This is a genomic window from Cryobacterium inferilacus (genome assembly GCF_019599185.1).
In the GTDB taxonomy this organism is placed as follows: domain Bacteria; phylum Actinomycetota; class Actinomycetes; order Actinomycetales; family Microbacteriaceae; genus Cryobacterium; species Cryobacterium inferilacus.
Window position 1 is genome coordinate 1 of sequence record NZ_JAIEUL010000031.1, and the last position, 11,479, is coordinate 11,479.

The window sequence follows — 11,479 nt, forward strand, 5'->3', positions numbered from 1 at the left end:
ACCCTAAGGATATGAGCCGCCTCACTGTGGCCGAGTGATCCTCAGATGCGCTCGATTAGTCTCGTATCCCATGGGTTACGAGGCGTCTGGGTTACGAGACACCTCCCCAGTGGCGCGCGCAATTCAGCCAGGTGGCTTCTTGCCCTTTAGACCATTACTAGGAGCACCTTGTGGCTGGCCAAGCGACGAGTCCTCAAATAAGTTGAGCGCATGTCCCAAACAGTGTCCCTTATTCGCTCAGCTGACCTTTCCGACGTGGCACAGTATGCCTATGCCGCAACTGCTCCCGCCGAAGCGCGCCTCATCTTCTTCGCCGGGGCCTGCCCGTTGAACCTCGATGGCACCACGGCCGGAGTCGGAGACTACGCCACGCAGGCCGGCAAGGCCATGGAGAGCCTCCGCATCGCCCTGACGGCTGCAGGAGCTCAACTCGATGACGTCGTGAACACCCGTGTCCTCGTGGCATCCTCCAAGCAAAGCGACCTCAGCGCCGCATGGGCGGTTGTTCGAGAGGCATTCGGCCAACACGATGTACCGAGCACGCTCATGGGAGTCACCGTACTCGGCTACACAGATCAGCTTGTCGAGATCGAAGCTGTGGCGGCCGTGATCGACTGAAGTCGTCTCGGTCGGCATCCGTCCACCATTGCCCACTCTTGAGCGAAGGCGGACGCCGCTGCGGTAGCGGTCTTGCAACGCATGGCTTTCAAGACGGTCTGGTATCGAGACACTACGGCCGATAGTCCTCGCGGCGCGCGTAGGCCGACGTAGCGTTGTCATGGTCGAAGGTCTTCTTCTCCGACATGCCGCCGATTGTCTTCGCGATCGACACAACGACCAGGCTAAGTACACGTCCCAGTGTGCGGAGGGCTCTCATAACAACACCTTTCGTTGCTGGGAGCCTAGCCCCTCGGCATCTGGGCGGTGAGGGATGGGATGGAGACCCGCTCTCACTCCAGCGAATGGCTCATCGCGGTGTCTTGTATCCGATGGGATACGAGGCACATAGGATACGAGACATCTCGTCTTAGTTCGTGCTCGGGCCAGATGGCTCTTTTGTACGCTCAGCCAGGGTTTGCACATAGTGCGATGGCACGAGGAGGGTAGTGATTCGGTGGATCCAGTGGAGTCTCCCGTTGGTTCAGTCGTGTTCTGGCTCGTCCTCGCTATCTCATTGACCCTCATCCCGGCAATATTCACTTGGTGGCTTCTCGCCCAGCACATGAACAACCGCTTGGCAAACACCGAAACCCCACCACGCGGAGTCCGCTGGCATTTCCTGCGGTTCGGCCCGACCGCACTGCTCGTCTCCGCCACTGGGTTCTCATGCGGACTCTGGATATATTCAATGCCGGAGAAAATGAGCACTTTCAGTCCGTACCTGGTAGTGCCCGCGATGGCCTTGATGGGGAGTGGCGTTCTTGCGTTCATGATGAGTATGGTGCTGTGGGCATACTCCAACTCACCACCAAAACGGGCATGGGACGCTGACTAGCTGCGTCACGTAACCCATGGGATACGAGGCGCTCCGGTTTCGTGACACTAGCGGGCCCCCGAGCGATCGCAAGGCGGAACTGTTGGCGCTGGACGCACGTCAGCGAAGGTACTCAGGTCGGACCTCAGCAATGTCGTGCAATTCCCTGCTTAAGCTCTCGAACAACTCCTGGCCTTGCTCGCGCCAGCCGACCGGCTCCGGCTCGTCTTCCTGCCTGCTGAGCCAGACCTCATTCCACGCATACAGGGCGTCACTGAGCGCCCTCGACAACCCGAGGTCGGTCCCGGTGGGCCGGTACACGTCTGCGTGGTTCTCCCAGAGTGGCCACCCACTCACCCATTCCGGGAACATCCGGATCAGCCGCAGGCCGTTCGGGAGCACCGGCGGCAACCCGCGGAGGTGTTTTGCTCTCAAGTATCGGTTCTGCATCTGTTGGCGCTGCCGCCACTGCTGCACGGTGCTCGGAGTGCTGTTGTAGTCCATTCCCGAAAGCCAGATGAGACCACGTGAGCTGGTGGCCTGGTCGTCGACCAGTGCGAGCGCCCACAAGTGCTCGTCGCCCTTCGATAGTGCGATGGCGGATTCGAGTGCCTGCTCGATAATGCCATCGATGACGTCTACCGTCGTGACCGCGTTCCCTGCTCCCTCAAATACATAGATGCGGAATCGCGGGTCGTCTCGCTCCCACGACGAATCTCTTTCATCCACTGGCACTAGTCGCATGGGTCAAAACTAACGTTGCAATGGTGCAAATTTCTGCGCACGAAGTTCGTGATTCGAAAGAGCACACTTGATCGAGCAGATGTCCCAGACCCTGGTGTCTCGAAACCCTAGGGATACGAGACGTCTCACGACCCTGACTTAAGGCTTACCAACAAAAGCGGAATTCCGGGGCTCGGCGAGTCTCATAACTACGTCGCGTAACCTCCTGCTTGAATTGCGACACTCACCGTTAGTTATGAGACACCCAGGAGCATCGTGACGAAACTGATCGGCTACGCGCGCGTATCGACGCGCCAGCAGTCCACCGACCGGCAAAAGGTGGACCTTTTGGCCGCTGGTGTCCGGCGTGATGACCTCTACGTCGACAACGGCGTTTCCGGTGCTCGTGCCTCACGTCCGAACTTCGACCGCGCACTCGACGCCATCGAGGCGGGCGATACTCTCGTCATCACGACTCTGGACCGGCTGGGGCGATCGACACAGAACATGCTTGCCTTCGCCGAAGAACTCCGAGGCCGCGGCGCCGGCCTCCGCGTACTGAACCTGGGCGGCGGCGACGTCGACACGGCAACACCCATGGGTTCCATGCTGTTCACGATCATGGCCGCACTCGGTCAGATGGAACATGAAATCAAGCGAGAGCGCGTACTCGACTCGATCGCCAAACGCCGCAACGCCGGCAAAAATCTGGGCGGTCGCCCGCGGATCATCACCGACAGTCAAATACGCAACGCTCGCAGCCTCATAGACAGCGGTGAGCCAGCCGCCGAAGTCGCCCGGAACCTCGGAATGTCCCGAGCGACCTTCTATCGGCGGGCGCGAGCCATCGGTCTCTTGCCGGATTAGGAAGCGCCTGACGCTCGATAGCGACACGAAGCGATCACAGAACACCGCCAAAAAGCGCCAAACTCCACATCTATCGGGCACCCCGCGGCCGCGTCATTCCGGGCGTGTTGCCGGCCCGGGGGAGTGGCCGGTAGACGATCCCCTACCGGACACGGACTGCTGCACGGTGCCGCAGGGCGTAGGAGACGGTCACAGCTGCGAGGAGGGGGCCCCATGCGACCAGCGGCAGGTAGAGGATGCCGACCACGTTTGCCCCAGCCGCCGTCATATCGGAGTGCGGCATGGTCCACCACAGGAGCAACGGAGTCCACAAGGCCGTCAGCACGGCCGCGCCGATCATCGCTGCGGCGACAACCGGTTTCGTCGGGACAGGGCGACCGCCGATGCGGGGCACCCATCTAGGCACAGCATCTCCCCACGGCTGGACCAACCCCAGGGTGAGTAGGGCGGCCAACTCAGTGAGCACACTGAGGCCCAGGAGATAGATCCAACCCCAACCGGCGACGTCCAGGTCGACTAGTCCTCGCTCGGTGAATCCACCGGAGAACCCGAAGACGAGCGAGACCCGCCATAGCGCAGAGGGAAGCGGGGTCAATGCTGCGACGTGCGCGGCGGCCCTCGCCCACCGGGGAGGGGCGGCCGTAGTCATCCTTATTGGGTCGCCCCCGAGGCCCCGGACACTTCTTCCGCAGCTTCGAACGCACGGAGCCTCTTCAGCTTCTCCCACGGATAAAAGCCGACCCAGGCGATTGAAGCAATTGACGCGCCCATGATCATCGAGGCTATATCCATGATTACGACGCTAGGCAGTCTTGACGGGAGCCGCATCCACCTGGCGGTGGAGTGCTTTCTCAGTACGCCGCCCTGGTGCGAATCCCGTACCGGACGTGCCGCGACGAGGCGCGATTCACTTTCGGGTCTTCTCTTCTCTTTGCACACGGCTCCTAGGATGAGTGCGTGGACCTGGACCTGCATGAAATGATGCCTATCCCGGCGGGCACTGTGTCGCTCCGTGACGCCCGCACCGGGACGACTCGTGACGTCGATCTACAGGCCTTTCAGTTGTCCCGTTCGGTGCTGGTGCCCAGAGGCGAGGACCAGCCCGCGGCGAGTATCACGTGGTTTGACGCGATCCGGTTCTGCAATCAGCTCTCCGAAGCGCACGGTGCGCAGAAGGTGTACACGATCGACGGGCGCCGAGTCACCTGGACCACGACGGCGGATGGCTACCGTCTGCCGACGGAAGCAGAGTGGGAATACGCCTGCCGCGCCGGTACAACCGGTGCCCAGTATGGCGATCTACGCGAGATTGCGTGGACCGGTCTCGACGGCGTCACGAGTGCACAACCGGTCGAGCGCAGAGAGCCGAACGCATTCGGCCTGCACGACATGCTCGGCAATGTGTGGGAGTGGTGCTGGGACTACTTGGATCCGGCCAGATACGGCGAGTACCGGGTCTTCCGCGGGGGTAGCTTCGCGGATCCTCCGTGGAGCGTCCGCGCCTCGGTTCGGCGAGGGAGTGCGCCGGACGCTGTGATCGAGGGAACGGGCCTGCGGGTCGCCAGGCAAGGGATCCCGCAGGCCTACGGCCGTGACGCTCAGGGGTGGTCGGCAGTACGCGACCGGGAGCGTGCTTCCATCGGCGGATTCATGCCGGTTGGATGGACGCCTCTACACGAGCTGCGCGACGAACCCGCTTCACGAGCAACGAGCCTGACTGGGGAAAGATCGTCCCGTTAGGGATCCTCTACCGGGCACCACGAAAGTCTAAATTCCGGCGGTCGATAGTACTCCTCGACCCCGCGGCCAGCCGGCCAGCCGGCCCACGCAAAGGGAGGAGGGGAGGCGTCACAGTGACGCCCCGCTATCTAGGAGGAATCCGTATGACGAAGAAGAACGAGACCCCGGACAAACAGCACCACCCAAGCCGGATCGACTGGACGTTGATCCTGGTGGCGCTGGCCACGGGGCTGCCGGAACTCATTGCAGCTTTCGGCCTATGAAGAACGACCGAGCTGCAGGCGTGTCAGCTCACCGATTACTAACGTCGGCCGCCTCAATCAGGTGATCGAGCGCGGCCCGCCAGTCGTCGGTAGTGGGAACGACGCGGGCCTCATCACCGGCGCTCTGCGCGGTGTAGTGAGGCCACCGCTCGGCCGGCGTTGGGTCAGTCTCGGTGACGATTCCGAGGTAGGTCTCACCGTCATAGACCCGCCACACCTGAGAATCGACCTCAGCCAGGCGATAGGTCTTACCGGCGAACTCGTAGGAGCCTTCTGCGAACTCTGGACCGTCTTCCATCAAACGGCACCTCCTGATTGTTGCCGTGCCCGGCAAGACTGACACCGTCCGCAGACGCCGCCTGCGCACTCGGCTGGCGCCTGGCCCGGCCACTGGCTGAGCGCAACGACCCCCCGAGTTTTGGCAGTGATGGTGCGGTGCGCACCTTCGTCGTTCCACTCGTACGGCACCCAAGCGTCCGCCAGCTCCTCCTGGTCGTGCGCCCACACGGCAGCGTGCGCCTCACTCCACGCGGCGTCTGATCCCCAAAGGGGAGGAACTTCCGGGCACCGATGACCGTCGCGCCAGTGGCGAGCGACGGTGGACCTGGGCACGCTGAGCGCCGCCGCGGCCTGACGCACAGACATGCCATTCTCGCGGGCGTCGAACACGGCCAGGTGAAGCAGGTTCGCCTCAAAGGCATCTGCCACGCTCGCCCGCTCCCGCGCCCGGCGGAAGGCTTCGCTTGTGCTTGTGAACCTTGCGCTAACGGATCTCAACTTGCCACCCCCAATGCTGTCCCACCGTGAGACACGATCCACCGTCCCACGGTGAGACAGGCGTTGTCAAGGTGCCTGGCTAGCCAGCGAGTCCGCCTCGTTCGACGGCCGAGGCCCACACCCAGGCGCGGTGCAGCCCGCGGTGTTCCCACTCGACGTAAACCGCACGCGGAGTCCAGGCCAGGGCGCGGCCCTGAACGTGTGCGGGCGCGGCAGGGGAGCGTACCCAAGCGAGGACGGGGATGGGCTCGGTAGCCATGGTCGCCGGCAACCGGCCCAGCTCCTCCGCTGTGAGGCTGAACGGCCGGGAAGTGAACTCCGGCCCGTAGTCGGGTTCAACCTGTTTCAGGGTGTCGGCCTGGACCGGGGGTGCCGGGTGCGGGCCGCTCGGGTATCTCTTATTCGCTCCCATGAATCCATTAGAACATAGGTTCGAATGAGTCGAAGTGGCCTAGCTGTCGTGACCTGGTCGCTAGTGCGCCGGGCGCACGTACAGCACCAGGTGATCCGCCGGGATTGCGGCTCGCAGCTGCGCGACTGCAGCCCAGCTGTCAGGAGCTTCGACGGTGGCCGGCGTTGACTCGGCCGCGTCCCGTGGGCGGTGTGCCAGGTTCCATTTCACCTTCCAATTATCTGATCCTGGTCGGTGCTTCAACACACAAATGAATGCCCCGTCAGTCAGAACTGACGGGGCACTCGTTCATGCTGCGGCGAAACTTACCTCGAACGCGTCGCGGGCATGGTCAATCGAAATTGTTACCCGAACCGGAATTCGTATGTTGTTTGCGATTCCGGCGAGCCCTCATCGCGAATCTGATCGTGAAAACCAAGATCGCGACGATGGCTGATACTGCCAGGACCTGTGCATAGGGAGTTTGCAGACTCCACATGGCAAGGGCGACAACCAGGGCGACGGCTATTGCGGTTAGTGCATCAACTAGCAGCGCTCGTTTGTGACGTTCCAAGCGACGACACCTCCTACGTATGGTGCATTCAGCTGCGCACACCGGCCTGACTGAGCGGCCGCGTCTTTGATGGGCTTTTCCCACGTCCAGAGACGAATGCCCACAGCGACTCCACATGCGACGTTACCAAGCGGCACTGGGATGAAGCCACAGAACGCCGCGGAAATATAGGCCGGAGTGAAGTTGTTTGCCATCGAAACAGTCTCACCGTGGGTGAGCTTGATAGCGACACCCCACCACAGTGTGCTGACCTGAGGATCAGCCACGACGGGGTAGGCAACGCCGGCAGCGGTGTGTTCTACGACCTGGGTCAGCGTGGTGCCCGTCAGCTCGTAGTGGGTCGCTACGTCCACGCCATTGGCGTCCTTCGCCCAGGGTGCTGCGATCGCGGCGATGATCTGAGTGGCATCGCTGATTACGAAGCCGCCCGTTCCGTCCTCCACGATCGTTGCGCCTTCAGGAAGGGACAGGGGGTAGTCGTAGCGAGTGGGGGCGTCGGCGCCTTCGATGACCGTGTTGATCTGCACACTCCCATCGGCCTTAACGACCGGTACGGTTGTGGACCCATTCTGGTTGTCGTAGGACACGATGCCGGTGGCTTCCACCACCGCGGCCGAGGCCTCGTCGGAGAAAGGTAGCCCGATCGTGAACGAGGCCTCTGAGTGTGGTGACTGGGAAACGATTCCCACCGCCGGGTCCACCGGCACGGAGATCAGCGTGGACGGCAGCTGGGCGTCGATTGCGAGTTGACCGGAGCCGGTGGTTGCGACACTGGCCACGTCTTCCAGCGTTGACGGTGCGGAGTTGTTTAGCGCTTCCAGAATGTTCACCGACGAGTCGTCCGCAAACGCAGCGCCTCCACCGGTCATCAGGAGCGAGGCGGCCAGTGCGCACGTCGCAATGACCCCAGTAGTTCCCCGAATACGTGAATGGTTTTTCATGAATTCCCCCCAATTCTGTGCCGCCACCAATGGCGGCTACAGACGTAGATTATCCGGACACATCCCACCAAAGTGAGTCCCCTTATGGGGTGGTGGGGCCGACTCAAAACCGTCACCGAGACCCAATTGCCGGCCCGGCTTAGCGCGGCTAGACCAGGCGCACCAGCTCACACGACGGGCACCGCCAGAACGGGCTTGCCGGCGACCCGGCGGCCACCATCGGCACTAGGCACCGCTCGCAATTCGGGGGAGCACCCAGAGAGTCCGGTTCCATCCCCGGCACCATAGCCGGCCCCGCCGAGACCCGTTCTCGAGACGGGGAAATGCGGCAGTCCTGGTGCCCCAGTGTGCAGGCCGGCGCACGGTGATCTTTTTGCTTTTTCGTCTGGGGGATTGTTCACTCCACGCTGCCGGCGTCAAGCCGTCGTCACAGTTTCGGCAAAACTTTTGCCCCGCTGCGCTCCTCCAAAACTTTGGCCTGCAACCGCTCCTTGGGGCTTGACCCCGACAGCGCTCCATGAGGGCGGAAAACCGCCGAAAAGGCAAAAAAACGTTGAGGGAGATAGAGAACATGACCGATTACATCAGCACCAAGGACACCGCCAAGTTGGTTCGCACCGCATTGAAGAACGCGTTTCCCGGCGTGAAGTTCAGCGTTCGAATGAGTACCGGCACCGCTGCAGCGTGGATGCGCGTTGCATGGAGCGACGGACCCACCGACCACGACGTGCGCGCGATCACCCGCCAGTACGAGGGCCGCAGCTTCAACGGCATGACCGACAGCTACGACAACAACGGGTCAGCGCTCGTCGCGTTCGACGGCGAAGAAATGCCCCGAGAAGTGCACTACTGCTGCGACGGGATCAACACCTACCGCGACCACACCACCGCCGGTTACCGCGTTGCACAGCACCTCATCAGCACCGACAGTGACCGAAAGGACGTGATTCTGTTCACCCCCGAGGGCGACACCATCACCGGCGCGACGTTGCCCCAGAGCATTTACGTCGCCGGTCACTTTCACGATTACATCTACAGCCCCACACAGCTCGCACAGGCGATCCTCCACCGCGTGAACCTCTGCACCGTCACCACACCCGCCCGATAGACCAGGAGAGCCAGTCATGAAAACAATCACCATCGACTCAAACGCCGTCGTCGCATTTGTCGACGTTTTCGAGGAAGCGGACCTAGCGCGCGACATGGGCCCCCGGTTCACCTGCGGCGAGGTCGAGGCCCTTTCCGAAATGCTCCGCGCCGTGGGAGCCACCGCTGCCGCCGACTACTGGATAGAAGCCCACGCCACCGCCGACGACGAGGGCGACCAACACCACCGCCAGATATCTAGTCCCCCCTTGACTATACAATCTAGGGGGGACTAGACTATAGTTATGACGAAGCCGCAGAAATACCGGGACGTAACCAAGTTCCTCCGCTCGCAGGGCTGGTTCTTCCTCCGGCCCGGCAAGGGCAGTCACCAGATTTGGGCCTCAGAGGACGAGACTCAGACCATAGTCATTCCGGGGCACAAGGAACTGACAGTGGGAGTTGTGCGACAGATTATCGACGTATTCCCGAACGCCCCCCAGAGCTGGAAGTAGGACAGGCCATGGCCGAGCAAAACACACCGTTCCACGTCGTGCTGGACCTCACTGAGGACCGCGCATATAGCGTTCTCACGCTGGCGCTCGAAGCCTACGCCGAGCGCACCCGCGGAGAGGCCGCCGACGAGGAACAGAACGAACAGCCAAACGAGTTCCAGATAGCCGACTTGAAGGCGCTAGCTGAGGTGGCGGCGGGCCTTCTAGAGGACATAGAACGACAGTTGACCGAGACAGATAAGGCGCTCTCATGACCACGACAACCACGAAGCGAACCCTAACGGCGCGGGCGTACCGTGACGGTAAATGGTGGACCATCGAGATTCCAGAACTCACTTCACCGTCGCCCCGAGGGGGAGACTCCCGCATCATTGCGATAGGTCAGGCCCGCAGCGTTAAGGACATTGACGCAGCCGCCCGCGACATTGCGGCAGTGTGGCTCGACGTGGACGAGGACCAAATCGAAGTTCAGGTGACGGTAGAAATTCCGCCGCACGCCGCCGAGTTGTGGACGCTCGCGAAGAAGAACGAAGAAGCAGCCCGGGCCGCCGTCGCGGAAGCGGCCCGGCTCAACCGCGAAGCAGTTAAGGCCCTCACCGCAGACGGACTCAGCCAGGCGGACACCGCCCGGATTCTCGGTCTCTCACCGCAGCGCATTAGCCAGCTCACCCACTAGAACCAAGCGACCAGGAGACCCAATGGCAGTGAACGAAGAAGGCCGACAGATTGAAATTGCGAACGAGCTGGCCGAGGTCGCCCGCACGCTCGCGCACTCAACGCGCACAGTTCCACACCCCTCAGATTCCTTCGAGCTGCTGGCCTCGCTCCGCTCGGCCCAAGAGTCACTAGCCCAGGTCTACGCGCAGTTGGCCGCCTGGCACGGGGCAGCGGTAGACGGCACGCACTACAGCGGCGAGGACAGCAACAGCATCCCCGGCGTTCCCGCTGTCGGCGCCCATGGGCAAGCAACCGCCCTCCTCAACATGGCGGCGGCATCAGCCTGGGAAGCCGGCGACCTGGTCAACAAAGCACACAGCACTAACGCCGTTGTGCGCTGGTTCGATGAAGTGAAAGAGACGGCCTAGGCCCAGCTCGCGAAGGGGGAGAAGTGAAAGCCACAGAGCCGGAACGGTTCTGGTCTCACGTCGTCAAAGGACCCACCGCCGATGACTGTTGGATATGGACGGGCGCAATTGCCGATGACGGTTACGGCCGCTTTTGGACCAAGGACGGCGACGGCCAAAAGGTCATGCGGCCGCAGCGTTTCGCCTACCAGCTCGCGACCGGAACGGCGCTCCCGTCCTCGGTTCTGCTGCTGCACTCGTGCGACGTGCCAATCTGCGTGCACGCCGTCACAGACGCCGCCGAGTCGCACCTATCCGAGGGCACCCACAAAACCAACATGCTCGACCGGGCGCAGAAAAACCGCCACGCTAACCGGTGGTCAGCATGGCGGTTCAATGGTCTTGCGCGAGAGGAACGCGCCCAGCGCTCCCGCGATCTTCGAGACGTGATCCTCACCCACGGATGGGACCCCGAGCGGATGAGCGCCGCTCTCGCCGGGGTAGAAGAAACGCACCCGCGCCTGTTCTAACCGAGCCCCAGACCGGCCCAAAGTGCCAACCCGGAACCTAACGCCTACTGGCCGACCGGCGAGCTTTCCTGCTCAGTGCGGTGTTCGACCGGACCCGAATTCTCGGTGCCGGTTTTGGCGGGAGCTGCAGGGGCCGGCGAGGCCCGCTTTACGTCGCGAGCCGCGATCCCGAGACGCCCGGCTACCTCCGCGCGGGAAGCCCCGGCGGCCAACATTGCAGGAATGATCCGTGCAGCACTGGCGCGACGGTCGGCGGTGTTCTTCTCCGCCTGTTCGCGAATGCGGACGATTTCCTTCTCTGCCAGCGCGTTGACTTCTTCGACCTGTTCAACGTACGTGAAGTAATCGACGGCCAGGGACTCTAGCTTGTCCTCGCGCTCCCGAAACTGCGCCGATTTCTCGCGTGCGAGCTGACGGGCGGCGGTGAGTTTTGCGGACTTGCGTGCTTCGGTCATGTGATCCCCCTGTGTTGGTCAGTGTCCATTATGCAGGCACGCCCCGCGGGCGCGAAAGCGAGACGTTGGGATGCGGCCG

17 protein-coding genes are annotated in these 11,479 nt (G+C 62.4%); 10 read left to right on the forward strand and 7 right to left on the reverse strand.

The features are described 5' to 3' along the window. Window positions 1-210: 210 nt before the first annotated feature. Window positions 211-618, forward strand: coding sequence for a RidA family protein (locus tag K2F54_RS17850; RefSeq protein WP_220607209.1), 408 nt, complete (start codon window positions 211-213; stop codon window positions 616-618). A gap of 976 nt (window positions 619-1,594) precedes the next feature. On the opposite strand, the gene K2F54_RS17855 is transcribed toward K2F54_RS17850, so the two are convergent. Beyond that, window positions 1,595-2,203: a hypothetical protein gene (locus tag K2F54_RS17855; protein WP_220607210.1), complete on the reverse strand. Its 609-nt coding sequence runs from the start codon at window positions 2,201-2,203 to the stop codon at window positions 1,595-1,597. A 270-nt stretch (window positions 2,204-2,473) separates the two neighbouring features. On the opposite strand from K2F54_RS17855, the gene K2F54_RS17860 reads away from it, so the two are divergent. After that, window positions 2,474-3,064, forward strand: coding sequence for a recombinase family protein (locus K2F54_RS17860; protein WP_220607211.1), 591 nt, complete (start codon window positions 2,474-2,476; stop codon window positions 3,062-3,064). Between the two features lie 142 nt (window positions 3,065-3,206). Here the strand turns inward: K2F54_RS17860 and K2F54_RS17865 are convergent, their stop codons facing one another. After that, window positions 3,207-3,713 carry a hypothetical protein gene (locus K2F54_RS17865; protein WP_220607212.1) on the reverse strand — a complete coding sequence of 169 codons (507 nt, stop codon included), beginning with the start codon at window positions 3,711-3,713 and terminating at the stop codon, window positions 3,207-3,209. A 329-nt stretch (window positions 3,714-4,042) separates the two neighbouring features. Between K2F54_RS17865 and K2F54_RS17870 the strand changes: the two genes are divergently transcribed. Beyond that, entirely contained in the window at window positions 4,043-4,804 is a 762-nt protein-coding gene (locus K2F54_RS17870; RefSeq protein ID WP_220607241.1) for a formylglycine-generating enzyme family protein, read from the forward strand. Window positions 4,805-5,095: 291 nt separating this feature from the next. Here K2F54_RS17870 and K2F54_RS17875 read toward each other — a convergent pair whose 3' ends face one another. The 4 genes from K2F54_RS17875 to K2F54_RS17895 form a co-directional block, all read right to left on the reverse strand. After that, window positions 5,096-5,365, reverse strand: a complete 270-nt coding sequence (locus K2F54_RS17875; RefSeq protein ID WP_220607213.1) for a hypothetical protein — start codon at window positions 5,363-5,365, stop codon at window positions 5,096-5,098. A 558-nt stretch (window positions 5,366-5,923) separates the two neighbouring features. Then, the gene (locus K2F54_RS17885; RefSeq protein ID WP_255577279.1) at window positions 5,924-6,256 is read right to left on the reverse strand and encodes a hypothetical protein; all 333 of its coding nucleotides are present in this window, start codon (window positions 6,254-6,256) and stop codon (window positions 5,924-5,926) included. A gap of 60 nt (window positions 6,257-6,316) precedes the next feature. Beyond that, window positions 6,317-6,466, reverse strand: a complete 150-nt coding sequence (locus tag K2F54_RS17890) for a hypothetical protein (protein ID WP_220607215.1) — start codon at window positions 6,464-6,466, stop codon at window positions 6,317-6,319. A gap of 315 nt (window positions 6,467-6,781) precedes the next feature. Continuing rightward, window positions 6,782-7,750 (reverse strand): hypothetical protein, encoded by a 969-nt coding sequence (locus K2F54_RS17895; RefSeq protein ID WP_220607216.1) that lies wholly within the window; start codon window positions 7,748-7,750, stop codon window positions 6,782-6,784. A gap of 571 nt (window positions 7,751-8,321) precedes the next feature. Between K2F54_RS17895 and K2F54_RS17900 the strand changes: the two genes are divergently transcribed. From K2F54_RS17900 to K2F54_RS17930, 7 genes are read left to right on the forward strand one after another with little or no spacing between them, the layout of a single operon-like run. Then, window positions 8,322-8,858 carry an LPD29 domain-containing protein gene (locus K2F54_RS17900; RefSeq protein ID WP_220607217.1) on the forward strand — a complete coding sequence of 179 codons (537 nt, stop codon included), beginning with the start codon at window positions 8,322-8,324 and terminating at the stop codon, window positions 8,856-8,858. Window positions 8,859-8,874: 16 nt separating this feature from the next. Further along, window positions 8,875-9,132, forward strand: coding sequence for a hypothetical protein (locus K2F54_RS17905; RefSeq protein ID WP_220607218.1), 258 nt, complete (start codon window positions 8,875-8,877; stop codon window positions 9,130-9,132). 9 nt (window positions 9,133-9,141) lie between these two features. After that, window positions 9,142-9,351: a type II toxin-antitoxin system HicA family toxin gene (locus K2F54_RS17910; RefSeq protein ID WP_103430469.1), complete on the forward strand. Its 210-nt coding sequence runs from the start codon at window positions 9,142-9,144 to the stop codon at window positions 9,349-9,351. 8 nt (window positions 9,352-9,359) lie between these two features. Then, window positions 9,360-9,605 (forward strand): hypothetical protein, encoded by a 246-nt coding sequence (locus tag K2F54_RS17915; protein WP_103430468.1) that lies wholly within the window; start codon window positions 9,360-9,362, stop codon window positions 9,603-9,605. Then, window positions 9,602-10,027 carry a hypothetical protein gene (locus tag K2F54_RS17920; protein WP_220607219.1) on the forward strand — a complete coding sequence of 142 codons (426 nt, stop codon included), beginning with the start codon at window positions 9,602-9,604 and terminating at the stop codon, window positions 10,025-10,027. Before K2F54_RS17915 ends, K2F54_RS17920 begins: the two co-directional genes overlap by 4 nt. A gap of 22 nt (window positions 10,028-10,049) precedes the next feature. After that, complete coding sequence (locus tag K2F54_RS17925; RefSeq protein ID WP_220607220.1) at window positions 10,050-10,436, forward strand: hypothetical protein; 387 nt, start codon at window positions 10,050-10,052, stop codon at window positions 10,434-10,436. A 23-nt stretch (window positions 10,437-10,459) separates the two neighbouring features. Beyond that, complete coding sequence (locus K2F54_RS17930) at window positions 10,460-10,945, forward strand: hypothetical protein (protein WP_220607221.1); 486 nt, start codon at window positions 10,460-10,462, stop codon at window positions 10,943-10,945. 44 nt (window positions 10,946-10,989) lie between these two features. On the opposite strand, the gene K2F54_RS17935 is transcribed toward K2F54_RS17930, so the two are convergent. Further along, window positions 10,990-11,400, reverse strand: coding sequence for a hypothetical protein (locus K2F54_RS17935; RefSeq protein WP_220607222.1), 411 nt, complete (start codon window positions 11,398-11,400; stop codon window positions 10,990-10,992). Window positions 11,401-11,479 lie beyond the last annotated feature (79 nt).